The 25,806-nt window shown below is 73.6% G+C and carries 23 protein-coding genes; 13 read left to right on the top strand and 10 right to left on the bottom strand.

Annotation, left to right across the window (positions count from 1 at the left end; all coding sequences use genetic code 11):
• Positions 1-2 precede the first annotated feature (2 nt).
• Together ABZ354_RS10195 and ABZ354_RS10190 are read right to left on the bottom strand one after the other, a co-directional pair.
• Positions 3-1,529, bottom strand: a complete 1,527-nt coding sequence (locus ABZ354_RS10195; protein WP_358654936.1) for a hypothetical protein — start codon at positions 1,527-1,529, stop codon at positions 3-5.
• 141 nt (positions 1,530-1,670) lie between these two features.
• Positions 1,671-2,366: a GntR family transcriptional regulator gene (locus ABZ354_RS10190; protein WP_358654934.1), complete on the bottom strand. Its 696-nt coding sequence runs from the start codon at positions 2,364-2,366 to the stop codon at positions 1,671-1,673.
• Positions 2,367-2,555: 189 nt separating this feature from the next.
• Between ABZ354_RS10190 and ABZ354_RS10185 the strand changes: the two genes are divergently transcribed.
• The 5 genes from ABZ354_RS10185 to ABZ354_RS10165 all read left to right on the top strand — a co-directional run bounded on the left by ABZ354_RS10185 (position 2,556) and on the right by ABZ354_RS10165 (position 7,212).
• Positions 2,556-3,875 (top strand): MFS transporter, encoded by a 1,320-nt coding sequence (locus ABZ354_RS10185; protein ID WP_358654932.1) that lies wholly within the window; start codon positions 2,556-2,558, stop codon positions 3,873-3,875.
• Positions 3,876-3,991: 116 nt separating this feature from the next.
• Positions 3,992-4,834, top strand: a complete 843-nt coding sequence (locus ABZ354_RS10180) for a putative hydro-lyase (RefSeq protein WP_358654930.1) — start codon at positions 3,992-3,994, stop codon at positions 4,832-4,834.
• A 40-nt stretch (positions 4,835-4,874) separates the two neighbouring features.
• Entirely contained in the window at positions 4,875-5,633 is a 759-nt protein-coding gene (locus tag ABZ354_RS10175) for a 5-oxoprolinase subunit PxpA (RefSeq protein WP_358654928.1), read from the top strand.
• On the top strand, positions 5,630-6,346 hold the full coding sequence (locus tag ABZ354_RS10170; protein ID WP_358654926.1) for an allophanate hydrolase subunit 1: 717 nt from the start codon (positions 5,630-5,632) through the stop codon (positions 6,344-6,346). Before ABZ354_RS10175 ends, ABZ354_RS10170 begins: the two co-directional genes overlap by 4 nt.
• A complete protein-coding gene (locus tag ABZ354_RS10165; protein ID WP_358654925.1) occupies positions 6,343-7,212 on the top strand; it encodes a biotin-dependent carboxyltransferase family protein in 870 nt (289 codons plus the stop codon). The genes ABZ354_RS10170 and ABZ354_RS10165 overlap by 4 nt, the downstream gene beginning before the upstream one ends.
• Before the next feature lie 149 nt (positions 7,213-7,361).
• Here ABZ354_RS10165 and ABZ354_RS10160 read toward each other — a convergent pair whose 3' ends face one another.
• Complete coding sequence (locus ABZ354_RS10160) at positions 7,362-8,780, bottom strand: HEAT repeat domain-containing protein (RefSeq protein WP_358654923.1); 1,419 nt, start codon at positions 8,778-8,780, stop codon at positions 7,362-7,364.
• Between the two features lie 519 nt (positions 8,781-9,299).
• Positions 9,300-9,692, bottom strand: a complete 393-nt coding sequence (locus ABZ354_RS10155) for an ankyrin repeat domain-containing protein (RefSeq protein ID WP_358654921.1) — start codon at positions 9,690-9,692, stop codon at positions 9,300-9,302.
• Positions 9,693-10,016: 324 nt separating this feature from the next.
• On the opposite strand from ABZ354_RS10155, the gene ABZ354_RS10150 reads away from it, so the two are divergent.
• Together ABZ354_RS10150 and ABZ354_RS10145 are read left to right on the top strand one after the other, a co-directional pair.
• On the top strand, positions 10,017-10,211 hold the full coding sequence (locus tag ABZ354_RS10150; protein ID WP_358654919.1) for a hypothetical protein: 195 nt from the start codon (positions 10,017-10,019) through the stop codon (positions 10,209-10,211).
• 40 nt (positions 10,212-10,251) lie between these two features.
• Positions 10,252-11,880, top strand: a complete 1,629-nt coding sequence (locus ABZ354_RS10145; RefSeq protein WP_358654917.1) for a hypothetical protein — start codon at positions 10,252-10,254, stop codon at positions 11,878-11,880.
• Positions 11,881-12,052: 172 nt separating this feature from the next.
• Here ABZ354_RS10145 and ABZ354_RS10140 read toward each other — a convergent pair whose 3' ends face one another.
• The gene (locus ABZ354_RS10140; RefSeq protein ID WP_358654915.1) at positions 12,053-13,561 is read right to left on the bottom strand and encodes a PLP-dependent aminotransferase family protein; all 1,509 of its coding nucleotides are present in this window, start codon (positions 13,559-13,561) and stop codon (positions 12,053-12,055) included.
• A gap of 101 nt (positions 13,562-13,662) precedes the next feature.
• Here ABZ354_RS10140 and ABZ354_RS10135 point away from each other — a divergent pair, with 101 nt between their 5' ends.
• The 4 genes from ABZ354_RS10135 to ABZ354_RS10120 all read left to right on the top strand — a co-directional run bounded on the left by ABZ354_RS10135 (position 13,663) and on the right by ABZ354_RS10120 (position 17,150).
• Complete coding sequence (locus ABZ354_RS10135) at positions 13,663-14,328, top strand: hypothetical protein (protein ID WP_358654913.1); 666 nt, start codon at positions 13,663-13,665, stop codon at positions 14,326-14,328.
• Complete coding sequence (locus ABZ354_RS10130; protein WP_358654911.1) at positions 14,325-15,092, top strand: glycerophosphodiester phosphodiesterase; 768 nt, start codon at positions 14,325-14,327, stop codon at positions 15,090-15,092. The genes ABZ354_RS10135 and ABZ354_RS10130 overlap by 4 nt, the downstream gene beginning before the upstream one ends.
• Before the next feature lie 63 nt (positions 15,093-15,155).
• Positions 15,156-16,508 carry an MFS transporter gene (locus tag ABZ354_RS10125; RefSeq protein ID WP_358654909.1) on the top strand — a complete coding sequence of 451 codons (1,353 nt, stop codon included), beginning with the start codon at positions 15,156-15,158 and terminating at the stop codon, positions 16,506-16,508.
• A gap of 267 nt (positions 16,509-16,775) precedes the next feature.
• Positions 16,776-17,150 carry an RNA polymerase-binding protein RbpA gene (locus tag ABZ354_RS10120; protein WP_003977404.1) on the top strand — a complete coding sequence of 125 codons (375 nt, stop codon included), beginning with the start codon at positions 16,776-16,778 and terminating at the stop codon, positions 17,148-17,150.
• A 323-nt stretch (positions 17,151-17,473) separates the two neighbouring features.
• Here the strand turns inward: ABZ354_RS10120 and fxsA are convergent, their stop codons facing one another.
• From fxsA to ABZ354_RS10100, 4 genes are all read right to left on the bottom strand, one after another.
• A complete protein-coding gene (fxsA, locus tag ABZ354_RS10115) occupies positions 17,474-18,064 on the bottom strand; it encodes an FxsA family membrane protein (RefSeq protein WP_358654907.1) in 591 nt (196 codons plus the stop codon).
• A 104-nt stretch (positions 18,065-18,168) separates the two neighbouring features.
• The gene (locus tag ABZ354_RS10110) at positions 18,169-19,131 is read right to left on the bottom strand and encodes a glycosyltransferase (RefSeq protein WP_358654905.1); all 963 of its coding nucleotides are present in this window, start codon (positions 19,129-19,131) and stop codon (positions 18,169-18,171) included.
• A 613-nt stretch (positions 19,132-19,744) separates the two neighbouring features.
• The gene (locus tag ABZ354_RS10105) at positions 19,745-21,358 is read right to left on the bottom strand and encodes an amidohydrolase (protein WP_358654903.1); all 1,614 of its coding nucleotides are present in this window, start codon (positions 21,356-21,358) and stop codon (positions 19,745-19,747) included.
• A 69-nt stretch (positions 21,359-21,427) separates the two neighbouring features.
• Positions 21,428-21,868 (bottom strand): Lrp/AsnC family transcriptional regulator, encoded by a 441-nt coding sequence (locus ABZ354_RS10100; protein WP_358654902.1) that lies wholly within the window; start codon positions 21,866-21,868, stop codon positions 21,428-21,430.
• Between the two features lie 342 nt (positions 21,869-22,210).
• Between ABZ354_RS10100 and ABZ354_RS10095 the strand changes: the two genes are divergently transcribed.
• Entirely contained in the window at positions 22,211-22,648 is a 438-nt protein-coding gene (locus tag ABZ354_RS10095; RefSeq protein WP_358654900.1) for a hypothetical protein, read from the top strand.
• Positions 22,649-23,009: 361 nt separating this feature from the next.
• On the opposite strand, the gene ABZ354_RS10090 is transcribed toward ABZ354_RS10095, so the two are convergent.
• Entirely contained in the window at positions 23,010-24,182 is a 1,173-nt protein-coding gene (locus ABZ354_RS10090; protein ID WP_358654898.1) for an acyl-CoA dehydrogenase family protein, read from the bottom strand.
• A 380-nt stretch (positions 24,183-24,562) separates the two neighbouring features.
• Between ABZ354_RS10090 and ABZ354_RS10085 the strand changes: the two genes are divergently transcribed.
• On the top strand, positions 24,563-25,804 hold the full coding sequence (locus ABZ354_RS10085; RefSeq protein ID WP_358654896.1) for a glycoside hydrolase family 18 protein: 1,242 nt from the start codon (positions 24,563-24,565) through the stop codon (positions 25,802-25,804).
• Positions 25,805-25,806 lie beyond the last annotated feature (2 nt).

The raw sequence follows: 25,806 nt of genomic DNA, 5'->3' as shown, positions 1-25,806 counted from the left end.
ACTCATGCTGCTTCCGTCCTGTCCGCCGCCATCCCCGCCGCGTCCAGCAGCGCGGTGCCGACGATCAGGTCGGCGCCGCCGAACTCGGGGTCGTCCAGCTCGGTGCCGTCGTCCACGGCGAACAGCAGCCTCTGCTCGCCCTGGCGGTAGGCCGTGCCGACCGGCGGGCTGGCCGCGTGCACCGCGAGCAGAGCGACCAGGTACGGCAGTTCGGGGTCGCGCCGACGGGCCTCGGCGAGCAGGCCGGACAGCCGGCGCGGCGCGTCGTGCGGCAGGGCGAGCAGGTCCATGGCGGCGGCCAGCTGCTCCTCGCTGAACCGGCTGTCGTCCGGCGTGGCGATCACATCGGGCTCGGGCATCTCGGCGCCCAGGTGCTCACGCTCCAGGGGCGGGGTGAGCAGCAGGTCCACGAGGTCGCCGACCCGCACCGACACCGGCGTACGCAGTCCGGTCCCGCGGGCGAAGAACGCGTCGGTGACGCGGATCGCCTGTTCCAGCGGGAGCGGCAGGACGGGCGCGAGGAGCTGGCCGTACAGGTCGAGACCGGCCGTGGCGGCGGGCGGGGCGAAGGCCTGCCGGTCCTGCTCGGCGCGGAACAGCGGGCCCGCCTCCAGCAGCCGGGACTGGAGCTGGGTGTGGCGGCGGATGCAGTCCTTCACGATGTCGACGAGCTCGGCGGCGCGGCGCTTGTGCTCGGGGTCCTCGGACTCGTCGCGGGCCCTGCGGATGTTGGTGAGGATCGCGTTCTCGTGGCGGTAGCGGTCGGCGACGTGGTCGAGGGCCTCGGCGATCATGTCGGGGACGGCGCTCAGCCAGTCGACCGCGCGGACGTTGCGCCGGGTGGCGTCGAGGGCCCTGCGGAGGGTTTCGGAGTACTGCACGGTGCGGTAGCGGGCCTGCTCGGCGGCGAGCTGGGCGTCGGCGAGCCGCCCGCGGCTGATCAGCACCTCCAGCTTGACCTCGGCGGCGATCTGCGCGCTGGTCACATCGGTGTCGAGGGCGCCGACGAGGACGTTGACCGCCTCGTCCGTCGTACGGAGGTAGACCGTGCCGCCGGGGCCGGGGACCTCCTCGATCAGCTTGAAGTCGTAGTCGCGCCGCACATAGGAGCCGTCCGGTCCGAACGTGCCGTACACGGCGCGGAATCCGCGGTCGACGCTGCCGACGTTGATCAGGTTCTCCAGGACCCAGCGGGCCACGCGCTCGTGCTCGGCCGCGGGACGCCGCGGGGCCTGGGCGGCGATGCGCGGGACGAGGCGGGCCACTATCTGGTCGTGGTCGGCACCCGTGTCGAAGTCCATGTTGAGCGTGACGAGGTCGATGGCGGCGAGGGCGACCTCCGCCATCCCGTACACCGAGTACTCGCCCGCGAGGTTGGCCTTGCGGGCGTCCAGGTCGTGCAGCGGGGCGGTGCAGGCGAGCGCGCGCAGGCGCCGCGCCAGTCCTTCGTCGGCGGCCGGGCCCGGCGCGGGCCGCGGCCCCGCGCTGAGCTGGGGCGGAACACGGTCCGTCGAGGCAGGCGAAGTCACGGTGCACAGCCTAGGTCCTCGGTCTGACAACCACCCACACGACGCGGGACGCCCCCCGGGGCGGCGGGGCGTCCCGGCGTCGGGGGTGTCGCCCCGCCGCGGCGGACCCGTCGCGGCGCAGCCGGTGCGGAGCCGGGGTCGTCAGCCGTCCTCGCCCACGACCCGCCGCCGGTACACGTCCACGACCCGCTCCAGCGAGTCGCCGAGGTAGCCCGCGAGCAGCCGTTCGGCCTGGTCGCGGTCGCCGGCCCGCAGGGCGTCGAGGAGTTCGGCGTTGCGGGCGATGTACGGCTCGTGCAGGGCGCGCGGGTCGTCCACGACGTGGAAGGCGAGGCGGAGTTCGGCGAAGACGCTGCGCATCAGTTCGTCGGTGCGCTCGCTGCCGGCGAGGGCGACCAGCTCCCGGTGGAAGTGGATATTGGCCGTACCCACTGCTTTCCAGTCACGTTCGCGCGCCGCGCGCCGCCCGCTCTCGACGGCTTCGGCGAGCCCGTCCAGGTCGTGCGGTGCGCCGAGGCCACGGACGACGGCGCATTCGACGAGGGCGCGGGTGCGGTAGATGTCCTCGACGTCCTCGACGGTCAGGACCCGGACGAACACTCCCCGGTTGAGCTCGTGGACGAGCAGGCGTTCATGGGTGAGCAGTCGGAACGCCTCGCGCAGCGTGTTGCGGGAGACGCCGAGCGCGCCGCCGATGCTGTCCTCCGAGAGCCGGGTGCCGGGCGGGAAGAAGCCCTCGGCGATGCGGCTCCTGAGGATGTCCGAGACCCGCTCGGCGGTGCTGGTGCGGCCCAGGAGGGCGCGGTCGTCGGCCAGTCCGCTCAACTGCTCTGCCATGCCCGGAATTCAACCGCAGACAGCAGAACGAAACAACGCGGGTATTGAAGGATCGTTCAACGATCCTCTACCTTGCTGCACACGGCGCCGCGTCGCGTCCCGCACCGGGGCCACCACCGCGCCGGACCCTTCCGCAACGGCACGGCTCACTGCCCCCCAGCACCCTCCGTCCTCCATTGCGAGGTGCCCATGAGCACGACCCCTCCACAGCAGGCGCTGACGACCGACGGCCCGACCGGCCCGGGCGGGCGCGCGCCCGACGACGGCGCGCTCGGCTGGCTGCGCGCCCTGGGTCCGCGCGGCCGGCGCGCCTTCGCGGGCGCGTTCGGCGGCTATGCGCTGGACTCCTACGACTACTTCACGCTGCCGCTGAGCATGGTCGCCCTGGCCGCGTACTTCGACCTGGACAGCGGTCAGACCGGCCTGTTCACCACCGTCACGCTGGTGGTCTCCGCGGTCGGCGGCGCCCTCGCGGGCGTACTGGCGGACCGGATCGGACGTGTGCGGGCACTGCTGATCACCGTGATCACGTACGCCGTGTTCACCGTGGCGTGCGGTTTCGCCCCCACCTACGAGACGCTGCTGGTGTTCCGCGCCCTGCAGGGGCTCGGCTTCGGCGGCGAGTGGGCGGTCGGCGCGATCCTGGTCGCCGAGTACTCCGGCGCCAGGCACCGCGGACGCACGCTCGGGGCGGTCCAGAGTTCGTGGGCGGTCGGCTGGGCGCTGGCGGCGACCGTGTACACGCTGGTGTTCTCGCTGGCCGACGAGGGGCTGGCGTGGCGGATCATGTTCTGGACCGGTGCGCTGCCCGCGTTGCTCGTGGTGTGGGTGCGGCGCAGTGTCCACGACGCCCCGCAGGCGGCCCTGGCGCGCGAACACAGCACCGGGAAGGGCTCGTTCGCGGCGATCTTCCGGCCGGGCACGGCCGCGTCGCCCGGTCTGCTGCGTACGACCGTCTTCGCAGTCCTGCTGTCGACCGGCGTCCAGGGCGGCTACTACACCCTGGCGACCTGGGTGCCGACGTATCTGAAGACCGATCGCGGCCTGTCGGTCGTCGGCACCGGCGGCTATCTCACGTTCCTGATCTCGGGCGCCTTCATCGGCTATCTGACCGGCGGCTACCTCACCGACCGGCTGGGCAGGCGCCGCAACATCTGGCTGTTCGCGCTGCTGTCGGCGGTCTGCATCCTGGCGTACGCGAACATCCCGGGCGGCGCCGACACCCTGCTGCTGGTGCTCGGCTTTCCGCTCGGGTTCTGCATGTCGGCGATCTTCAGCGGATTCGGGTCGTATCTGAGCGAGTTGTACCCGACGGCGGTGCGCGGCACGGGGCAGGGCTTCACGTACAACACCGGACGCGCGATCGGCGCCGTCTTCCCGACGACGGTCGGCTTCCTGGCCGACAGCTGGGGGGTGGGCGGGGCACTGGTCTTCGGCGCGATCGGCTACGGGCTCGCGGCGCTGGCGCTGCTGGGTCTGCCGGAGACGCGCGGGAAGGAGCTGGCGTGAACCGCCCCGCAGACCGTGACCGCCCCTCAGACCCCGGCCGACCCGCCCATTCCGCCCGTCCCGCGAACCCTGACCGGCCCGCGGATTCCGACCGTCCCGCGGGCCGTGGCCGTCCGGTGGACCACGGCCGTCCCGCCGGCGCTGTCCCGGCCGACCGCCCGCTGGTCCTCCTCGACGAGCACGCGCACGCGTGGAGCCCGGCAGCGGCACGCGCCCGGTTCCGCGCCGGACTGTCCGGTCCCACGGCCGGGGTGGCGGCGGGGCACACGCAGGCCAACCTGATCTCGGTGCCCGCCGACTGGGCGTACGACGTGCTGCTGTTCTGCACGCGCAATCCCCAGCCGTGCCCGGTGCTCGACGTCACGGACGCCGGGTCGTACCGCACGTCGCTCGCGGACGGTGCCGACCTGCGCACGGACCTGCCGCGCTACCGGGTGTGGCGGGACGGCGAGCTGGTGGACGAACCACGGGACGTCCGCGCGTACTGGCGCGAGGACCAGGTGTCGTTCCTGATCGGGTGCAGTTTCACCTTCGAGTGGGCGCTCGCCGGGGCGGGCGTGCCGCTGCGCCACATCGAGCAGGGCCGCAACGTGCCGATGTACCGGACGAGTCGGCAGTGCAGGACGGCGGGCCGGCTGCACGGGCCGATGGTGGTGTCGATGCGCCCGGTGCCCCCTGAGCACCTGTCCGCGGCGGTCCGGGAGAGCAGCCTGCTGCCGGCGGTGCACGGCGGCCCGGTGCACTGCGGCGACCCCGGCGCGCTCGGCATCACCGATCTCGGCCGGCCCGACTTCGGCGATCCGGTGGACCTGGAACCGGACGACATCCCCGTGTTCTGGGCCTGCGGAGTCACCCCGCAGGCCGCCGTGACGGCCTCGCGCCCGCCGTTCGCCCTCACCCACGCGCCGGGACGGATGCTCATCGGCGACACCCGCGACGAGCAGTACCGGGTCGGCTGAGCGGCCGGGCAGGAGACGGGGAAGGAGACCCGGAGAAACCATGATCACGATCGATCTCAACGCCGACCTCGGCGAAGGCTTCGGCCGCTGGAGTCTGACCGACGACGAACAGTTGCTGTCCGTCGTCACCAGCGCCAACGTGGCCTGCGGCTTCCACGCCGGGGACGCCGCCACCATGCGCCGGGTGTGCGAACAGGCGGCCGAGCGGGGGGTACGGATCGGCGCCCAGGTCTCCTACCAGGACCTGGCCGGGTTCGGCCGGCGCGCGATGGACGTGCCGAGCGGTGAACTGACCGCCGAAGTGGCCTACCAGATCGGCGCCCTCGAGGTGTTCGCCCGTGCCGCGGGCGCACGCGTGGCCTACGTCAAGCCGCACGGCGCGCTCTACAACCGCGTCGTGCACGACGAGGAGCAGGCGGGCGCGGTCGTGGCGGGCGTACTCCTCGCCGACGCGGCACTGCCCGTCCTCGGACTGCCCGGCTCCCGCCTGCTGGAGCTGGCCGCGAAGGCCGGGCTGCCGGTCGTCCCGGAGGCGTTCGCCGACCGCGCGTACACCGAGCGGGGCACCCTCGTGCCGCGCGGCCGGAACGGCGCCGTGGTCACCGACCCGGAGGCCGTCGTGGAACGCTCGGTGAGCATCGCCCGGCGCGGCGTGGTCACCTCGCACTGCGGGACGCCGATCGAGGTACGCGCGCTTTCCCTGTGCCTGCACGGCGACACGCCGGGCGCGGTCGACCTGGCCCGGCGGGTCCGGGACCGGCTGGCTGCCTCGGGCGTCCGGGTGGAGGCCTTCGCATGAGGGTGCTGCCGGTCGGCGACAGCGCCCTGCTCGTCGAGGTCGCCTCGGGCGAGGAGGCCGAGGCGCTCCACGCGGAGCTGCTGCGCCGCCGCGCCGAGGGCACGCTGACGGCCCGGGAGATCGTTCCCGCGGCCCGTACGGTTCTCCTCGACGGCGTCACCGGCCCGGCCCGGCTGGCATCCGAACTCACCGCGGCGGACGTGCCGTCCGCTCCCCCACGCGCGCGCGCCGTGATCGAACTCCCGGTCCGCTACGACGGCCCCGACCTGGCCGATGTCGCCGCACTGTGGGGGGTGCCGGAGGAGGAGGTGGCGCGCGTCCACGCGGGCACCGAGTTCCGCGTGGCCTTCTGCGGATTCGCGCCCGGCTTCGGCTACCTCACGGGGCTGCCGCCGCGCTACCACGTGCCGCGCCGGGACACGCCCCGCACGGCCGTCCCGGCGGGCTCGGTGGCGCTGGCCGGGCCGTACACGGGTGTGTACCCGCGTGCGTCGCCGGGCGGCTGGCAGCTGATCGGCACGACGGACGCCGTGCTGTGGGACCACGCGCGCGTTCCGGCCGCGCTGCTGGCACCGGGCACGCGCGTGCGGTTCGTACCGGCGGGGCAAGCGCGACCCGGGGGCGGGCCGGACCACGCGGGCCGGGCGGGTGGCGTCCGGGGGGACGGGGACACCGCGGACGGCGCGGCGGCCGGACGGGCGGGTGCGGCGTGACCGACCGCGCGCTGTCCGTCGTACGGGCCGGGGCGCTGACGACCGTCCAGGATCTCGGCAGACCCGGGCACGCGCATCTCGGGGTGCCGCGGTCCGGGGCGCTGGACCGGCCCGCGGCGGCGCTCGTCAACCGGCTGGTCGGCAATCCGCCCGACGCGGCCGTGCTGGAGACCACCCTCACCGGGTGCGCGGTACGGCCCCGTTCGGCGCTCACGGCCGCCGTCGGCGGCGCACCCTGCCGCGTCACCGTGGACGGCCGCCCGGCCGCGTGGGGCGCACCCGTGCCCGTCCCGGCGGGGGCCCTGCTGGACGTGGGACCCGCCGTCGCGGGCGTACGGAGCTATCTGGCCGTGTCCGGTGGCGTGGCTGCCGAGCCGGTGCTCGGCAGCCGCTCCACCGATCTGCTGTCGGGCCTCGGCCCGGCACCGCTGACGGACGGGACGGTGCTGCCGCTGGGCACCCCGGCGGCCGGCCTCGCGTGCGTGGACGTCGCCCCGCAGCCCGCGCCGCCCGCCGAACTGGTGCTGCGGGTGACACTCGGGCCGCGCGCCGACTGGTTCACCCCCGAGTCGCTGCGGACGTTCACCTCGCGCCCGTACCGCGTGTCGGCGGCGAGCAACCGGATCGGCCTGCGCACGGAGGGTGCCGCGCTGGAGCGGGCCCGCGCGGGGGAACTGCCCAGTGAGGGCATGGTCCTGGGCGCCGTCCAGGTGCCGCCGGACGGCAGGCCGGTGGTGTTCCTCGCCGACCATCCCACGACCGGCGGCTACCCGGTGATCGCGGTGGTCCGCACCGCCGACCTCCCCGCCGCCGCCCAGGCACTCCCGGGCACACCGGTACGGTTCGTCGCGGTACGCCGCCTCTGACGACCGGGCGGCCGGGGCCCCGCCTCCCGGGCGGAGCGGGCCGGGTCGAGCACCGGCGGACCCCGCGGGCGCCACCGGACCCGGCCGCATCGCCCCCTACGGGTGCCTGCCGCCTCCGCCGCCCGTGTGCGCCGGAGGGCAGGCCCTCCTCACACGGCAGGCGCGTCAGGTCCGATGCGGCTGCGTACGGCCGTCTGGACCTCGGCCTCCTCGGCCGGGTCGGCGGCGAGCCTGCGCAGGCGTTCGACGACGCGGGCGTCTCCGGTCTCGGCATGCCGGGCGGCCAGTTCGCGGGTGGTCTCCTCGCAGTCCCAGAGGCATTCGATCGCGAAGCCGGTGGCGAAGGAGGGGTCGGTGGCGGTGAGGGCCCGGGCGGCCCGGCCGCGCAGATGGGAGGAGGCGGTCTCGCGGTAGACGTGACGCAGGACGGGTGCCGCGCAGGCGATGCCGAGTCGTCCGGTGCCGTCGACAAGGGTCCACAGGGTCGGCGCGTCGGGGCCCTCGCCCCGTACCGCCTCGCGCAGTGCGGCGAGGACCAGCTCGCGGTCCTGGGGACCGCCGTGGCAGGCGAGGACGCGTCCGGCGGCGGCGCCCAGCGGGTCGGGCCGGTGCACCCAGCGGCGGGCGCGCTCGACGGCGGCGGCGCCGCGCATCCGTTCGAAGGCGTCGACGGCGGCGTCCGCGACGGCGCCCGGGCCGGTGGCGACCCCGCTCTCGATCAGGTCCAGCGCGCGGGGGTCGTCGCCGTCGGCGAGATAGCGCAGGGCGGTGCAGCGGGCGCCGTCGGTGCCGGACGCGGCGGCCGTGAGGATCTCGGACCGGTCCTCGGGTCCGGCGACGGCGGCGAGGCAGCGGGCGGCGGGCACGTGCAGCGCGGCGCCCCGCTCGAGGCCCTGCTGGGCCCAGTCGAAGACGGCCCGCACGCTCCACCCCGGCCGGGGACCGCTCGGCCGCATCTGCCGCTGCCATCGGTCGAAGCAGCCGGTCTCCTGCGCGGCACGCACGCGCGCGGCGATCGATTCGCGCGGGTCCTCGGCCCACAGCCGCCAGGGGCGGGGCTCGAAGGCGTCACGGACGGCGACGGCCAGTTCGGCCTCGCCCTCGGGGCCGGCGGGGAAGCGGGCGAGCACGGGCGCGGCGAGGGCGCGCAGTCCGGCGTCGTCGTCCCGCAGGGCCAGTTCGTCGAGGGCCCAGGCCCAGTTGGCGCCGTGGGCGGCGTACCGGCGCAGCAGTTCGAGGGCGTCCCGCCTGCCGTAGGAGGCGAGGTGCCCGAGGACGGCGAGGGCGAGGCCGGTGCGGCACTCCTCGGAGTCGAGGACGTCCTCGGCGTCGAAGAGGTGGGCCTCGACGGTGTCGAGTTCGCCGTTCAGGTCGAGGAAGAGGCGCGCGTAGTAGAGGGAGCGGTTCTCCAGCTGCCAGTCGTGGCGAGGGTCGCGCAGCACACAGTGGTTCAGTGCCGCGAGCGCCTCGTCCCGGGGCGCGGTGAGCGCGTGCAGCGTGCCGTCGCCGCGGCCCCTCTGGAGCAGACCGAGCAGCGTACCGCTGGGCGCTATGACCGGATCGAACATGGGAAACAGCCTCATATCAAGCGTCGACGCAACCGGGGGACGTGCCTTACCTGGCCGCGGGACGACACGTCGGGGCGTCCGCCGTTTCCTGCTTGCTGCAGACCATCTTCCTCTGCCTCTCGTCGGTGGCCCTCGCGGACCGCATCACGGCCCGCGCGGTGCGGCAACACCTGCCCAGCCATCACGTCCGTGAACCACGACGTCATGATGACCCGGCGGTAAGACCTGCCGCGACCGATATTTCGGCGGCCCTGTACCGCCTCCCCCGTTTTCCGTGTTTTCGCTGCTCAGAACGTGCGGACCGAGACCGTCCGGATAGACCGGCACCGGACGGCCGGACCTCTCGGCACCGTACGCGCGAGTCGACGGGCAGCGTACGGGCGGCACCGGACGGGCGCCGGATCAGTGCACGATCCGTACCGGATCAGAATCGGACGGAAGCGGACGGAACCGGGCCCGACCAGCTGTGGACCCGGTCGGGCCCCGTCGGGAGCGCCCGCGAACGGACCGTGCACCGGCTCACTGCTCGCCGAACAGCCGGAGCATGTCCGTCCGGCCGAACATACGGGCCGTGTCGACGGCCGAGGGGGTGCCCGCGCGCGGGTCCGCGCCGCCCTCCAGCAGCGCGCGGACCACGTCCGCGTCTCCCTTGAACACGGCTCCCGCGATCGGGGTCTGGCCACGGTCGTTGACGCGGTCGGCCCCGGCGCCGCGGGCGAGCAGTGCGCGGACGGCGTCGGCGTGTCCGTGGTAGGCGGCGAGCATGACGAGGCAGTCGCCGCGGTCGTTGGTGAGGTTGGCCGGGACACCGGCGTCGACGTACTCGACGAGAGCCTCCGTCCGCCCCTGCCGGGCCAGGTCGAAGATCTTGGTGGCGAGTTCCACGACCTCGGGATCGGGGGCCTCACTCATCGGCGACATCGGCGGGACCGCCTCTCACTGCGAACGCGACTCGACTCACTGCGAACTCCGGGGACTGCGCGCACGGGGCGAGGGGTGCGCCGCGCGGGTGAATCGCCAGGGTACTGGCTCGCGGGGCGCACGACGGGATGTGCCCGAGGCGAAGATCGGCACAGCACCGGCCGGGCGGGGCAGCGCACCCCGGCAGGCCGGGGGAGACTCACCGAACAAGGCCTATCACCCGCATTTCACCCAGTTGCACCTTTTGTCGTACAGATACATGCTGTGAGCCTGGACGTACTCATGGTGACTGTCCCGCGAACCAGGAGAACTCACATGATCCTCTCCATCTCAGGCGTGGTCCTGTTCGGCATCATCGTCTTCCTCTTCTTCCGCAAGGACGGCCTGAAGGCGTCGCACGCCATCGTGGCCACCCTCTTCGGGTTCTACCTGTCCAGCACGGCCATCGCCCCGGGCATCAGAGCGGGGGGCGAGAGCCTCGCGAGTCTGCTCGGCGGTATCAAGTTCTGATGCCCGTCCACCCGTCCGCACGTACTGTCTGGAGGCAGCGGTGGCCCGGCGCCCCCTCCCCCGCATGGTGAGCACCGGCTCGGCGCAGCTCGCCCGCAGCCGGGAACTGGCCCGGACGGCGGCCGACGGCGCCACCGACGTCCTCCAACCGCTGATCACGATCACCCGCGGGCTGCGCCGACTGGCCTCGGCCGCCCGGCGCAGGTGGTGCGACACCCCCAGGGACAGGCGCGGCTCGCTGCTGTTCCTGGTGGGGTCCGTGTCCCTGGTCGTGGCGCTGGTGCCCTACGGTCCCCTGTTCGCCGTCATCACCCTGATGGGCGCGGCGGCCTGGCAGGGCCGGGGCCGCACACGGTCCGCGTCCGACAGGCTCGACGAGCCACGGGCCCAGCGGCTGCGCTCGCTCTACGAGGCCCTCGTGCCGTACTTCTCGGCGACGGAGGACCCCGCCGCGCTGTACACGCACGGCGGCGAGTGGGACAAGGCCTTCTCGGCCTGGGCGTTCGACGACACGGGCCGGATCGCGCGGCTGGTGATCCACTACCCGGCGTACTTCGCCGACGGCGAGGCCGAGTCGCGCGTCCGCATCGAGCACCTGCTCGCCGCGAAGGCGGGGCGCGGACGCGAGTACCACTTCGCGTGGGACGAGGAGGGCAACCGGCTCACCCTCACCGTCCTCGCGCCGCTGCCCACCGACATCGCCGCCCAGCGTTTCGTCACCGCTCCCGGCGAGACGGTCCTGGGCTTCACCGACCCCACGCAGGTGCAGCGCACACTCCCCGTCGCCCACGGGGAGAAGCAGCGGGACGTGCCGCCCGTCGTCTGGCGCACCGGCGTCCGCTCCACCGAGCCGCACCTCCTCGTTCTCGGCCGGCCGGGCTGCGGCGCTTCCACGCTGCTGCGCTCGATCGCCCTGCAGGCGCTGCGGCACGGCGACGTCGTGATCGTGGACGGCGGCGGCACCGGCGACTACGCCTGCCTGGCCGGCCGGGACGGCGTGCTGGCCGTGGAGCTCGGCCTCGGCGGGGCGCTGGCGGGCCTGGAGTGGGCGGCGCAGGAGACCGAGCGGCGGCTGATCGCCGCCAACCACGCGCGTCAGGCCGGCAACCCGGAGGACCTCGGGCGACCCCTGTGGGTCCTGCTGGACCGGCCGAGCGCGTTCACGCACCTGGCCGCGGCGGACGGCGGCCGGGATCCGCAGTCGCTGCTCCAGGTCCCGCTGCGGCACGGCCGCGCCGCCAACGTGACCGTGGTCGTCGCCGACCAGCTGGACAGCACGGACACCCTGAGTGAGTCCGTCCTGCAGCACACGCGCGCGCGTGTCGTCCTCGGCCCGGCCACGCCGGACCAGCTGGCGGCCGTCCTGGGCGAAGCGCCGCGGACCACCCCCGCCACGCAGGTCCCGCCCGGCCGGGGGTACGCCCGGCTGGGCAGCGGCCCGGTGTACCGCCTCCAGGTCCCGGCGACCCCGGACCCGTACGACGAAGCGACGAGCGACGCGCAGCGCCGGGCGGTCCTGGAGCTGCTCCCGCCGGGCCCGGCCCCGGCGGACGCGGCCCCGGAACCGGCCCCGGCCGAGCCCCCGGGGCGGGAACCGGCACAGGAAGCGCCGCGGGAACCGGCACGGGAACCGAGACCGGTGCTTGTGCCGGAGACGCTGAGCCCTTAGACCGACGCGGACCAGCGGCCGAACGGCCGAGGTCTCGTAACCCGGCGACCGCCTCGCCCACGCCCGTTCCCGGGTCCTCGCCCGTTCCCGGCCCTCGCCCGTCCCGAACCCTGCCGCGCGGAGCCACCGCGGCAGGGCTCGTCGCTCGCCGGGGTGGTACGCCGCCGTCCCGCTACGCCACGAACGTCCGGGGCGGTTCGGCGCCCGCCGTGCCGCCGCTCTCCACCAGGCGGGCCGCCGCCGCGAGCCGTACGGCCGCTTCCTCGGCCACCGCTCCCCCGACCGTGAACGGCAGCCGCACATACCCCTCGAAGGCACCGTCGACACCGAAACGCGGCCCGGACGGCACCCGTACGCCGACGCGTTCGCCCGCCTCCGCGAGCCGCGAGCCCGACAGGCCGCCCGCGCGGACCCACAGCGTGAGACCGCCCCTGGGCACCTCGAACTCCCAGCCGGGCAGCTCACGCCGGACGGCGGCGACGAGCGCGTCCCTGTTCTCCCGGGCCTGGCGGCGCCGCACCTCCACTGCCTGTGCCCAGCCACCGGTGCTGAACAACCAGTTCACGGCCAGCTGCTCCAGCACGGGCGTGCCCAGGTCGGCGTAGGCCCGCGCGGCGACCAGGCTGCGGATCACGTCCGGGGCGGCCCGTACCCACCCGATACGCATGCCCGCCCAGAACGCCTTGCTCGCCGAGCCGACCGTGATCACGGTGGATCCGGCGGGGTCGAAGCCGCACACCGGGCGCGGCATGGCGGCGCCGTCCAGGTCCTCGTCCAGCCACAGCTCGCTCATCGTCTCGTCGGCGACGATCACGGTGCCCGCCGAGCGGGCGGCCTCCACGAGTCGGCGCCGCTGCTCCTCGCCGACGAGGGCGCCGGTCGGATTGTGGAAGTCGGCGACCACGTAGGCCAGCCGGGGCGCGGCGTCCCGCAGCACCTGCCGCCAGCGGTCCAGGTCCCACCCGCCGAGCCCCTCGGCCATCGCGACGGGCACCAGCCGGGCGCCCGCCTCCCGCATGAGCTGGAGGATGTTGGCGTAGGACGGCGACTCGACGGCGACGCGTTCGCCGCGGGGTGCGAAGAGGTGGCAGATGGCGTCGATGGCGCCCATCGCGCCGGTCGTGACCATGATCTGCTCGGGCATGGTGGGGATGCCGCGCGCGGTGTAGCGCTCGGCGATCATCGCGCGCAGCGCGGGCAGCCCGGCGGGATAGTCGCCGTGCGTGTGCGCGTACGGGGGCAGTTCCTCCAGCGCGCCCCGCACGGCGCGGGTGAGCCAGGGTTCGGGCGCGGGCAGTGAGGCGCAGCCCAGGTCGATCACGGAGCCGAGCGCCTCGGGGGGCAGCGGTTCGAGCCCGCGCGCGGGAAGCGGATTGCCGGCCGGGACGGCGGTCCAGCTGCCCGCGCCGCGCCGGGACTCCAGGAAGCCCTCGGTGCGCAGCGCCTCGTAGGCGGCGGCGACGGTGGTGCGGCTGACGGACAGGGCGACGGCGAGTTCCCGCTCGGCGGGCAGCCGCGCGGCGACCGGCACACGCCCTTCGAGCACGAGCAGCCGGATGCCGTCGGCGAGCGCCCGGTAGGCGGGCGGGCGACGGGTGCCCGGTCCGGCCGGACGGTCCTGCTGGGAGGTGAGCAGCCGGGCCAGCTGCGCGGCTCCCACCGCTGAGGTCCACTGAGCCATGTAAATCGGTCCACCTTCCCCGGATTGGCCATGGCTGGCACATCCATCCCGGCCACAGGGTGTCATGCGCAGGCCACTACCACCACTTCAGGGGGCCCATTGTGTTCGCGCGGCAGTCGAGACAGAGACACCTCACCCGGCGCCTGGTCCAGCTCTACGGCGGTCTCGTGCTCTACGGCGCCAGTTCGGCGCTGCTGGTCCGCTCCGGGCTCGGGCTGGAGCCGTGGAACGTGCTGCACCAGGGCCTGGCCGGGCAGACCGGGCTGTCGATGGGCGTGGTGCTGACGATCGTCGGCGCGGCGGTCCTGCTGCTCTGGATTCCGCTGCGCCAGCGGCCGGGCCTCGGCACGGTCTCCAACGTCCTGGTGATCGGGGCCGCCATGGACGCCGCCCTCGCCGTTCTCCCGGACGCCCACGGCCCGGCCCCGCGCATCGCGCTGCTGGTCGCGGGAATCGTCCTCAACGGCGCGGCGACCGGCCTCTACATCGCTGCGCGGTTCGGCCCCGGCCCGCGCGACGGTCTGATGACGGGGCTGACCCTGCGCACGGGGCTGTCGGTGCGCCTGGTGCGTACGGCGGTGGAGATCACGGTCGTCGCCACCGGCTTCGCCCTCGGCGGCACCGTCGGCGTGGGCACCCTGCTGTACGCGCTGTCGATAGGCCCGCTCGCCCAGCTCTTCCTGCGCGTCTTCGCCGTCCCGTCGGCACCGGACGGCGGCGCGGTCGTCGCCTGCGGGCGACCCCGGCGCGCGATACTGCGTCGGTGACCACGCCGACTCGCCACCCCTACCTCGACCATCCCGGCCCGATCGCCTTCGCCCACCGGGGCGGCGCGGCGGACGGCCTGGAGAACACCGTCCGCCAGTTCCGCAACGCCGTCGAGCTGGGCTACCGCTACATCGAGACCGACGTGCACGCCACCCGGGACGGCCGGCTCGTCGCCTTCCACGACGCGACACTGGACCGGGTGACGGACGGCGCGGGCCGCATCGCCGACCTGCCGTGGTCAGCGGTGCGGCGGGCCCGCGTGGCCGGCGAGGAGCCGGTGCCGCTGTTCGAGGAACTGCTGGAGCTGTTCCCCGACGTCCGCTGGAACGTCGACGTCAAGGCCGAACCGGCGCTGCGGCCCTTGCTGGACCTGGTCGAGCGCACCGGCTCCTGGGACCGCGTCTGCGTCGGCTCGTTCTCCGAGGCCCGGGTGGTCCGCGCGCAGCGACTGGCCGGGCCGCGCCTGGCCACCTCCTTCGGCACCCGGGGCGTGCTGGGGCTGCGGCTGCGTTCCTGGGGCCTGCCGGCCGCGCCGCGCCGCTCCGCCGTGGCGGCGCAGGTGCCCGAGTCGCAGTCGGGCATCCCGGTGGTGGACCGCCGTTTCGTACGCACCGCACACGCGCGTGGACTGCACGTACACGTGTGGACGGTCAACGATTCCGATCGCATCCACCGGCTTCTGGACCTGGGAGTGGATGGCATCATGACCGATCACATCGACACGTTGCGCAAGGTCATGGAGGACCGCGGCGTCTGGGTCTGAGGCCCTTCGGTACCGCGCCGCCCCGTCTTCGCGCGGCATTCTCACGGGGAAGCGAGGGCACGGGTGGACACCGACACCGTGCAGGCGCAGGAAGCCGACGGAGTTTCCGCGCGGCGGCGCGAGCAGCGTGGCTGGTACTTCTACGACTGGGCGTGCTCCGTCTACTCGACGAGCGTGCTCACCGTGTTCCTCGGCCCCTACCTGACGTCGGTCGCCGAGTCGGCGGCGGACGCGGACGGGTGCGTGCACCCGCTGGGCATCCCGGTGCGCGCCGGTTCCTTCTTCGCGTACTCCGTGTCCCTGTCGGTGATCCTCGCCGTGCTGGCGATGCCGCTGGTGGGCGCCGCCGCCGACCGCACCGGCCGCAAGAAGCCCCTGCTGGGAGCCGCCGCCTACACCGGGGCAGCCGCGACGGCGGGCATGTTCTTCCTGGACGGCGAGCGCTACCTGCTGGGCGGTCTCCTGCTGATCGTCGCGAACGCCGCGCAGTCCGTGGCGATGATGCTCTACAACTCCTACCTGCCGCAGATCGCCACGCCCGAGGAGCGCGACGCGGTCTCCTCCCGCGGCTGGGCCTTCGGCTACGCGGCGGGCGCCCTGGTCCTGGTCGCGAACCTGGTCCTCTACACCGGGCACGTCAGCTTCGGGCTCTCGGAGGGCGAGGCGGTCCGCATCTGCCTGGCGTCGGCCGGCCTGTGGTGGGGCGCCTTCGCCCTCGTACCGCTGCGGCGCCTGCGTGACCGGCGTACCGCCGTACGGGGCGCCGCGCCGGGCCTCTCCGGCTTCCGGCAGCTCGCCGCCACGCTCCGGGACATGCGCCGCTACCCCCTGACGCTGGCGTTCCTGCTGGCATACCTCGTCTACAACGACGGCATCCAGACAGTGATCACGCAGGCTTCCGTCTACGGCTCCGAGGAGCTGGGGCTCGGCCAGTCCACGCTGATCGCGGCCGTACTGCTGGTTCAGCTGCTGGCGGTGGCGGGCGCCCTGGCGCTCGGCAGGCTGGCGCGCACCCACGGCGCGAAGCGCACGATCCTCGGCTCACTGATCGCGTGGACGGTGACGCTGGCGGCCGGGTACTTCCTGCCGGCGGGTGAACCCGCGTGGTTCTTCGTGCTGGCCGCCTGCATCGGCCTGGTCCTCGGCGGCAGCCAGGCTTTGTCCCGCTCCCTGTTCTCCCACCTGGTACCGCCCGGCAAGGAGGCCGAGTACTTCTCGGCGTACGAGATCAGCGACCGCGGCATGAGCTGGCTGGGGCCCCTGCTGTTCGGGCTCACCTACCAGCTGACCGGCAGTTACCGGGACGCCATCGTCTCGCTCGTGGCATTCTTCGTGATCGGATTCCTGCTGCTCGCCCGGGTGCCCGTGCGGCGGGCGATCGGCGACGCGGGCAACCCCGTTCCCCAGCGGATTTAGCGCTGGAAGCGAAAGGGCTGTAGTGTACGCGTTTGGCCTGCCTGGCGTACCGTTACTGCGCGTCAAAGGTGCCGGAACGCTGTGTTGCATCTCCTGGCAGATGTGACAAATCGGGCGCTGGTGGGTACAACAAGGGGCGGCTACGACGGCGACGCACGACCCGGAACGGGACTCGGATCGGGAATCTTTACCGCCGACCGGACGTTGACCGGATGACGACGACAGCGACACCTGTCCTGTGGGCGACAAGCCCGGGAGGCACGATTCATGAGTGAGCGAGCTCTTCGCGGCACGCGCCTCGTGGTGACCAGCTACGAGACGGACCGCGGCATCGACCTGGCCCCGCGCCAGGCCGTGGAGTACGCATGCGAGAAGGGGCACCGTTTCGAGATGCCCTTCTCGGTCGAGGCGGAGATCCCGCCGGAGTGGGAGTGCAAGGTCTGCGGAGCGCAGGCACTCCTCGTGGATGGCGACGGTCCGGAAGAGAAGAAGGCCAAGCCCGCGCGTACGCATTGGGACATGCTGATGGAGCGCCGCACCCGTGAGGAACTCGAAGAGGTCCTCGAGGAGCGGCTGGCCGTTCTGCGGTCCGGCGCGATGAACATCGCGGTACATCCGCGGGACAGCCGCAAGAGCGCGTAAGCCCCCGCAGGGGCTCCGCGGCTGTTTCCGCACCCGCAAGTGAACCGCGGGCGCCGTACGTCTGACGACGTACGGCGCCCGCGGTTTTTCCGTTCCCGCCCGCGTTTCCCCTTTTGTCGCCGCCGCCGTCTCACACTCCGGCGCTGTCGGCAGGCGGACGGACGGGGCACCCCTCCGCGACGCTCCCCGCAGTGCTTCCGTGAACCGGTGGCGCCCCGTGACCCCGTGACCCCGTGACCCCGTGACCCCGTGACCCCGTGACCCCGTGACCCCGTGACCCCGTGACCCCGTGACCCCGTCAGGATGGTGCTCGCCGTGACCGGTCAGGGCGTCAGCGGCGGCCCCGGGTCCTCGTGCCGACCGGCACCGGGCTCGTCCCGGACGACCTCGCCCGGGACGACCCTGCCGTCGGGCCGGTGCATACGGGCCCGGTGGAAGGCGTCCCCCAGATTTCCCTGGCCACCGGGCGAGGCCTCGCGGAGCTTGCGCTCGAACGTGCGCTCCGCGTAGCGGCTCACCGCCTTCTGGACGGGAGGCAGCAGGATGACCAGGCCCACGGCATCGGAGACCACACCCGGTATCACCAGGAGCAGACCGCCCAGCATCGCCAGGCCGTTGCCCTCACTGTTCCCCTGGCGGGAGGCCGACTGCGGTATGCCGCCCTGCTGCTGTTGCAGCGTCCCGGTGAGGTTCTGGAAGGCCCGGCGGCCGGCCCGCTTGATCACCGCGGAGCCCAGGACGACGCCCGCCGCCAGGATCAGGAAGACCACGAGCCCGCTCGACGCGCCGGCGACCACCGTCAGCAGCCAGATCTCCAGGACGAGCCACGCGGCGACGCCCAGCGGCAGGATCGTACGCACCCGGGGGCGCCGGGGCCGGGCCTGATACGTGGGGGGCTGAGCGCCAGTCGTCATGCGTCCAGTGTGCCTGGACCCGGCTCAGCACGGGATAAGGGCGATCCCGGATCCCTCCCCCGTCCACCCCCTACGGGCATGGCCCCGCCACGGCCCCTACGCCGTCACGGCTGCTTCGGCCCGGCGGACTGCTCCGCGGACTCAGCCACGGACTCCTCCACGGCTTCCGCCGCGTCGGCGGGCCGCGGGGCGGGCCCCTGCTCCGACTGCGCGGAGGGCGTGCCGTCCGACTGTCCGGAAGCCTTCCCGGCGGGCTCCCCGGGAGCCTTTCCCACGGGCTTCCCGCCCCGCCCCACCACCTTCCCGACGCGCTCCCCGACACCCCACGCCGTGACCCGCCACAGGGCCTCCACGAGGATGTCGCGGCTCATCTTGGAGTCGCCGTGCTCACGCTCCACGAAGGTGATGGGCACCTCGACCACGTGGTACCCGGCCCTGACGGCGCGGCGGGCCAGGTCGACCTGGAAGCAGTAGCCCTGCGAAGCGACGTCGTCGAGGCCGAGGCCCTCCAGGGTCTCGCGGCGGAAGGCGCGGTAGCCGCCGGTGATGTCGCGCAGCGGCAGATCGAGGGCGAGGCGCGAGTACAGGCTGCCGCCGCGGGAGATGACCTCGCGGGACCTGGGCCAGTTCACGACCCGTCCGCCGGGTACCCAGCGGGAGCCGAGCACCAGGTCGGCGCCCTTGAGCGCGGTGAGCAGCCGGGGCAGTTCCTCGGGCTGGTGGGAGCCGTCGGCATCCATCTCGACCAGCACGCCGTAGCCGTGCTCCAGGCCCCAGTGGAAGCCCGCGAGGTAGGCGGCGCCCAGCCCCTCCTTGCCCTTGCGGTGCAGCACCTGGACGTGGTCGTCCTGGGCGGCGAGTTCGTCGGCGAGCTTGCCCGTGCCGTCGGGGCTGTTGTCGTCGGCCACCAGGACGTGCGCCTCGGGGACGGCCTCGCGGACCCGGCCGACGATCGCCTTGATGTTCTCGGCCTCGTTGTAGGTCGGGATGATCACCAAGGTGGTGCCGAGCGGGCCGAACCGCCTCTCCTGGGCTCCTGTCGCGGGAGTCCCGTCGCCGTCGTTCACTGCTGCCCCTTCATGTCCGTACGCAGAGGTCCACCATAGTGGGCCCGGCCTGGGCCGACTCGACGGCAGGGTGTCCGGTGGTGGGGATTCGACCAGGGCCGGGCAGCGCAGGGATGTTCTCGCCGGAGGCAGGCCCCTCACCGGCAGACGGAGGCGGTCGTGAAGCGTGAGGCGTCGCGGGTGACCGCGCAGACGGACGCGCCGTCCGGCGTACGGCGGATGGGGGCCCGGCGCCCTTCGGGCCGGCCCGGGACCCGCCGGCTGCGGATCGACCGAAAGCCGTTGTCTACTGGGCCCGGGCCCCATCCGGGTCACACCTCCCCGACCGGCCGGAACGTTCCTCGTCGCCGTGCCTGCGCTGGGCCTGGCTCCCGGCGGCGGTGCCCCGGTGCGGCACACCGCCCCCGACCCAGCGGCGCCGCGACGCGTGCGCGGAGGTTCCCCGGCAGGGCGTCCGGTGGTGGACCCGGCAGAACCTACCGGGCCCCGGCCGCCACGTGTCAACAGCCCTTTGACCTGCGCCTCAGCGGTCGGCGGCCGGGACGGCACGGAGGATGCGCAGGTCGCGCGACCCACCTCCTCCCGATGCCCGGCGGCCGGGCGCTGCCGTAGATCACTCGCCCGGCCGTACGTGGACCGTGCGGCCCCCCACCACGGTGCGCAGGCAGACCGGGAGGTCACGGCCCGGCGTGAGGTCCGGCAGGCCGGGGGTGCCGGAGCGCGGGTCGGTGGACCAGCGCGCGACGCGGTCGTCGGGCGCCTGCACGACCAGCTCCCCGGTGCGCCACACGGCGTAGTCCGCGGGCGCGCCCGGCACCAGGACGCCCGCGTCGTCCCGCCCGACCGCCCGCCATCCGCCCCGCGTGTGCGCGGTGAACGCGGCGCGCACGGACACCCGGTGTCCGGGCGTGCGGTGGAAGGCGGCGGCGCGCACGGTGCCCCACGGGTCCAGCGGGGTGACCGGGCTGTCGGAGCCGAAGGCGAGCGGGACACCGGCCTTGAGCAGGGCCGCGAAGGGGTTCAGGGTGCGGGCCCGCTCGGCGCCGAGGCGCTGGGCGTACATGCCGTCCTCGCCGCCCCACAGCGCGTCGAACGCGGGCTGCACGGAGGCGGTCAGACCGAGTTCGGCGAAGGCGGCGACGGTGTCCGGGGTGAGCATCTCCGCGTGCTCGACGCGGTGCCGTGCGGCGCGTACGCGGGCGAGGCCCACCTTGTCGGCGGCGGCGCGCAGGCCTTCGACGACGGCGCTCACGGCGGCGTCACCGATCGCGTGGAACCCGGCCTGCAGCCCCGCCCCGGTGCAGGCGACCACATGCGCGGCGACGTCGGAGGAGTCCAGGTACGCGGTGCCGGTGAGCCCGGTGTCGGCGTACGGCTGGTGCACGCAGGCGGTGTGCGAGCCGAGGGAGCCGTCCACGAACAGGTCGCCCGCGGCGCCTGCCGCGCCCAGCTCACGGGCCCGGCGGACACCCTCCTGGCCGGCCTCGGCCCAGTAGCCGACGACCCGCGGGCCCGGCTCCTCGGCGGCCAGCCGCAGCAGACCCGCCAGGTCGTCCGCGGAGGAGATCTCGGGCCCCGCGCACTCGTGGAGCGTGCCGATGCCCAGCGAGGCGGCGTGCGCGAGGGCCGTGCGCTGGGCCTCGGCGCGCTGCTCGGGGGTGATCGCGGCGAGGGCCGCGGCGCGTACGGCGTGGTGCGCGTCGGCGGTGAGCGGGCCGTCCTCCCGGGTGACGGCGCTGGGGACGAGGTCCAGCAGGGCGGTGCTGACGACGGCGGAGTGCACGTCGATACGGCTCAGGTACAGGGGCCGCCCGCCGGTGGCCGCGTCGAGCTCGGCCCGCGTCGGCGGCTGCCCTCCGGGCCAGCGCGAGGCGTCCCAGCCGTGCCCGAGGAGGACCCGGTCGGCGGGGCGGGCGGCGGCGAAGTCGCGTACGAGGTCCAGGGCCGCTTCGCGTGTGGCGGCGCCGGACAGGTCGAGCCCGGTGAGGGCGAGTCCGGTGGACGTGGTGTGCACATGGGCGTCGGTGAACGCGGGGGTGACGAGCGCCCCGTCGAGGTCGACGACCTCGTCGACGCCGTCCGCGAAGGCGTCGGCGGCGCCCTCCGAGCCGACCCAGGCGACCTGGCCGCGCTCCACGACCATGGCGGTCGCGAAGGGATCGGCGGGGCTGTGGACCTCTCCGCGGCGGAGCAGGACGGTCTTCGGCGGGGCGGTGCGTTCACTCATGCCGGACAGTGTCGCGCCTGGCACGCCCGTGCCCGCACGCAGGTCCGGCCCGTGCGGGTCACCCGGCGGTCAGAGCCGCGGCGGCCTGGCCTCGTACGGCGTCGACAGGACGACCGTCGTCCGGGTCGAGACGCCGGCCAGGGAGCGCACCCGGGCGAGCAGTTCCTCCAGTTGCCGCGGCGTGGCGACCCGGACCTTGAGGATGTAGTTCTCGTCGCCCGCGACGCTGTGGCACGCCTCGATCTCCGGGACGCCGGCGAGCCGTTCGGCGATGTCGTCGGGGGCGCTGGGGTCGAACGGTTTCACCGAGATGAAGGCGGTCAGGGGCAGACCGACGGCATCGGCGTCGACGACCGCGGCGTAACCGCGGATGACGCCCCGCTGTTCCAGTCGGCGCACCCGCTGGTGCACCGCCGACGTGGACAGGCCCGTGGCCCTGCCCAGGTCTGTGTAGCTCATCCGCCCGTCCTCGACGAGCAGCTGCACGATCTGACGGTCCAGCTCCTCCATGGCGCAAGAACCTACAGGGCGCGTGATCTCCCCGGGTACCTGAACGGCCGGGTCGGACCCGGATGCGATGTGTGCGGCCGTCCGGGCCCGGGCCTGGGACGATCCGGCCGATGACGGGCCGCGGGCCCGCCGCGGACCGGCCCGGTGGCCGGTCCGCGGCGCCTGCTGAGGCCGGAAATCGCGCAGTGGCAGGCACCTGCGAGTGGCATGTGACCAAGACCACAGGTCTGCGACCGTCTCCGTGATGTTCTTGTGATTACCCGTTAGAGCGGACGGGAAGTGCTTGCTGTGGTCGAGGCCGCAGTGCCTTCACGGCCCAGCCCGCCCGAGGGGGAGAATCCCATGCAGAGTCTTAAGCGCCCTGGTCGCCTCACGCCCAAGCGTCGGCAACTGATCGTCGAACCCGAGCCGGAGGGCGTCGAACCCGACGCCTTCGACGACGAGGAGTCCGACGCCTACGAAACCTTCGAGATGTACCGGGTGATCTGCCCGGACTGCGCGCAGCCCATCGCCCTGCTCGCGGACGAGGAGATCCTGCCGGAGCACGCCCTGTGCGCCTCGCCGTGGAACCCGTTCGGCCTCACGGTCTGCGCCGGTACGGGTCGCCGGGCCACCGAGGCCCGGCCCGCGGACGAGTCCGTCCAACCGCAGGAGCAGGACACCGCCCTGCTGCTGACGCTCCCTCAGGGGCTCGACTGGCGCAAGCAGCCCTTCTCGCACGTCGGCGGTCCGGGCTCACGCCCGATGCGCGTCCCGACGATGCGCCGCCGCGCCGCCTGAGACGGCGGGCGAAGCCGCCCCGGCCCGGCGAGGACCCGACGGCGCGTCACCGAGCGCATGACGCGTCGTCACCACATCCCGGGCAGCGGCGAACTCACACTCGATTCCGTCGGCCGGTGACCTGCCCGGCAGGGTCCGCGTTGCCCAGGTATGCCCCACACGCATTCGGCAGCCGGGCGTCCGCGCCGCGTGTTCGTCCCGCCGCCCACCGGATCGATTCCGCTCGGCCTTCCACAGCTATCGGACCCGCCGATCTACCGCGACCTGATGCGCGTCTGGGCCGACGGCGGTCGCACACTGCCGGGGCGCCACGACCCGGAGTGGGTGCGGCTCGCGGCGCCCCTGCGCGGCCTCGGTCAGTTCAACGGGTCTCGGGACCCACGAGGTGACGGGCGATGACCATGCGCTGGATCTGGTTGGTGCCCTCGACGATCTGCAGCACCTTGGCCTCGCGCATGTAGCGCTCGGCCGGGAAGTCGGCGGTGTAGCCGTAGCCGCCGAGGATCTGCACGGCGTCCGTGGTGACCTGCATGGCGGTGTCCGTGCAGTGCAGCTTGGCCATGGCCGCCTGCTTCGAGAAGGGCAAGCCGGCGTCCCGCAGCCGTGCCGCCGCCAGGTACAGCGCGCGGCCCGCCTCGATACGCGTCGCCATGTCGGCGAGCATGAAGCGCAGGCCCTGGAAGTCGGCGATGGGCCGGCCGAACTGCCGTCGCTCACCCGCGTACGCGACCGCCTCGTCCAGGGCCGCCCGGGCGACGCCTATGGCGCAGGCCGCGATGCCGAGCCGGCCGGAGTCCAGCGCGGACAGCGCGATCGCGAAGCCCTGGCCCTCCTCGCCGAGGCGCCGGGCGTCGGGCACCCGTACGCCGTCGAAGTGGATCTGGGCGGTCGGCGAGCCCTTCATGCCCATCTTCTTCTCCGGCGCGGCGGCGCTCAGGCCCGGCGCGTCGCCCGGCACCAGGAACGCCGTGATGCCGCGGTGGCCGTCCTCGCCGGTACGGGCCATGACGGTGTAGAAGTCCGCGATGCCGCCGTGCGTGATCCAGGCCTTGGTGCCCGTGATCACCCACTCGTCCCCGTCCCGGACGGCCTTGGTGCGCAGGGAGGCCGCGTCCGAGCCGGAGGCGGGCTCGGAGAGGCAGTACGCGCCGAGCAGGCCGCCGCCGAGCATGGCGGGCAGGTGCTCCGCCTGCTGGTCCTTGGTGCCGTAGGCGGCGAGGCCGTAGGAGGCGAGGGTGTGGACGCTGGCGCCGAGGCCGACGGTGAGGCGGGCGGCGGCGAGCTCTTCCAGGACCTGGAGGTAGACCTCGTAGGGCTGGTCACCGCCGCCGTACTCGGAGTCGTAGGGCAGGCCGAGGAGGCCGGACTCGGAGAGCAGGGTGAAGACCTCGCGCGGGAAGCGGCCCGCGTCCTCCTCCTCGGCGGCCTTCGGGGCGATCTCGCGCTGGGCGATTTCGCGGACCAGTGACATCAGGTCCCGGGCCTCGTCCGTGGGCAGTTGCCGGTCCACCGGCTGCTGGGCGCGGTCGGGCATGGCGACACTCTCCTCCCTGTCGGGCACATCGACGGACGCGCCTTGGGTGGGCCGCTCCGCCAGGTCATTCCGATGCTCGGCCGAGGCACCGCATCCGGGTCTCGGAGGCGGCTGACCAGCGGCTGTGCGCTGTGAGTATGCCTGATCACAGAGCGCCAGTCACCAGTTAACGACCGCTTACTTCAAGATATCGCCCGCCGCGTCGCGGGGCCATCAGCGCGGGTTCCGGCGGCGTGCGGGGCCATCCGGGACCGCTGGACTAACTTGGTCCGCACCATTGACGCGAGTGGTCTAGTCCTCCTACGGTTTCGCTTCGAATCGCTTTAACGCGTCCATGCCAATCGGCGCGTGTTTCCCTCTCCCCCACGAGGTGACACCCGATGTACAGCTCCCCCCAACCCCGCCCCAGGGTCCGCAGGCTGCTCGCGGCAGCCTGCTGCGCTGCCCTCGGCGCCGGACTGCTGGCCGGCGCGGGCTCCGCGACCGCCAGCCCCGCCGCGGAGAGGACCGAGGCGGCCGCCGGCTCCAAGGTCGTCGGCTACTTCACGGAATGGGGCACCTACGACCGCAAGTACTACGTCAAGAACATCGAGACGTCGGGCTCGGCGGACAAGCTCACCCACATCAACTACTCCTTCGGCAACGTCACCGGCGGCAAGTGCGCGATGGGCGACGCCTATGCGGCGACCGACCGTGCGTACACCGCGGCCGAGTCCGTCGACGGGGTGGCCGACACCTGGGACCAGCCGCTGCGCGGCAACTTCAACCAGCTCCTGAAGCTGAAGAAGAAGCACCCGGACCTCAAGATCCTGTGGTCCTTCGGCGGCTGGACCTGGTCGGGCGGCTTCGGCGACGCCGCGAAGGACCCGGCCGCCTTCGCCCAGTCCTGCTACGACCTGGTCGAGAACTCCAAGTGGGCCGACGTCTTCGACGGCATCGACATCGACTGGGAGTACCCGAACGCCTGCGGCGCGAGCTGCGACACCAGCGGCCGGGACGCCTTCCCCAGGCTGATGTCGGCACTGCGCGCCAAGTTCGGCTCCGACCACCTCGTCACCGCGGCGATCACGGCCGACGCCACCGACGGCGGCAAGATCGACGCGGCGGACTACGCGGGCGCCGCCCAGTCCGTCGACTGGTACAACCCGATGACGTACGACTACTTCGGCGCCTGGGAGGCGGCCGGTCCGACCGCCCCGCACTCGCCGCTGACCTCGTACGACGGCATCCCGAAGGACAAGTACGACACGTCGGCGACGATCGCCAAGCTCAAGGGTCTCGGCGTGCCGTCCGAGAAGCTGCTGCTCGGCATCGGCTTCTACGGCCGCGGCTGGACCGGCGTCACGCAGGACGCGCCCGGCGGCACCGCGACCGGCCCGGCGGCGGGCTCGTACGAGCCGGGCATCGAGGACTACAAGGTCCTCAAGGACAAGTGCCCGGCGACCGGCACGGTGGGCGGCACCGCCTACGCCAAGTGCGGGAACGACTGGTGGAGTTACGACACCCCGCAGACCGTCGCGGGCAAGATGACCTACAAGAACGAGCAGGGTCTCGGCGGCACGTTCTTCTGGGAACTGAGCGGCGACACCGCCGACGGTGAGCTGATCAAGGCCATCGACTAGGC

The organism is Streptomyces sp. NPDC005925 (assembly GCF_040638805.1).
Taxonomy (GTDB): Bacteria; Actinomycetota; Actinomycetes; order Streptomycetales; family Streptomycetaceae; genus Streptomyces.
The sequence above is the reverse complement of the archived record's forward strand: the minus strand, read 5'-3'. Positions and strand labels throughout refer to the sequence as shown.

Coding starts and splice junctions, on each gene's coding strand:
- ABZ354_RS10190 (WP_358654934.1), bottom strand. CDS start 2,366: ATGGCAGAGCAGTTGAGCGGACTGGCCGACGACCGCGCCCTCCTGGGC.
- ABZ354_RS10185 (WP_358654932.1), top strand. CDS start 2,556: ATGAGCACGACCCCTCCACAGCAGGCGCTGACGACCGACGGCCCGACC.
- ABZ354_RS10175 (WP_358654928.1), top strand. CDS start 4,875: ATGATCACGATCGATCTCAACGCCGACCTCGGCGAAGGCTTCGGCCGC.
- ABZ354_RS10170 (WP_358654926.1), top strand. CDS start 5,630: ATGAGGGTGCTGCCGGTCGGCGACAGCGCCCTGCTCGTCGAGGTCGCC.
- ABZ354_RS10160 (WP_358654923.1), bottom strand. CDS start 8,780: ATGTTCGATCCGGTCATAGCGCCCAGCGGTACGCTGCTCGGTCTGCTC.
- ABZ354_RS10155 (WP_358654921.1), bottom strand. CDS start 9,692: ATGAGTGAGGCCCCCGATCCCGAGGTCGTGGAACTCGCCACCAAGATC.
- ABZ354_RS10150 (WP_358654919.1), top strand. CDS start 10,017: ATGATCCTCTCCATCTCAGGCGTGGTCCTGTTCGGCATCATCGTCTTC.
- ABZ354_RS10140 (WP_358654915.1), bottom strand. CDS start 13,561: ATGGCTCAGTGGACCTCAGCGGTGGGAGCCGCGCAGCTGGCCCGGCTG.
- ABZ354_RS10120 (WP_003977404.1), top strand. CDS start 16,776: ATGAGTGAGCGAGCTCTTCGCGGCACGCGCCTCGTGGTGACCAGCTAC.
- fxsA (WP_358654907.1), bottom strand. CDS start 18,064: ATGACGACTGGCGCTCAGCCCCCCACGTATCAGGCCCGGCCCCGGCGC.
- ABZ354_RS10105 (WP_358654903.1), bottom strand. CDS start 21,358: ATGAGTGAACGCACCGCCCCGCCGAAGACCGTCCTGCTCCGCCGCGGA.
- ABZ354_RS10100 (WP_358654902.1), bottom strand. CDS start 21,868: ATGGAGGAGCTGGACCGTCAGATCGTGCAGCTGCTCGTCGAGGACGGG.
- ABZ354_RS10095 (WP_358654900.1), top strand. CDS start 22,211: ATGCAGAGTCTTAAGCGCCCTGGTCGCCTCACGCCCAAGCGTCGGCAA.
- ABZ354_RS10090 (WP_358654898.1), bottom strand. CDS start 24,182: ATGCCCGACCGCGCCCAGCAGCCGGTGGACCGGCAACTGCCCACGGAC.
- ABZ354_RS10085 (WP_358654896.1), top strand. CDS start 24,563: ATGTACAGCTCCCCCCAACCCCGCCCCAGGGTCCGCAGGCTGCTCGCG.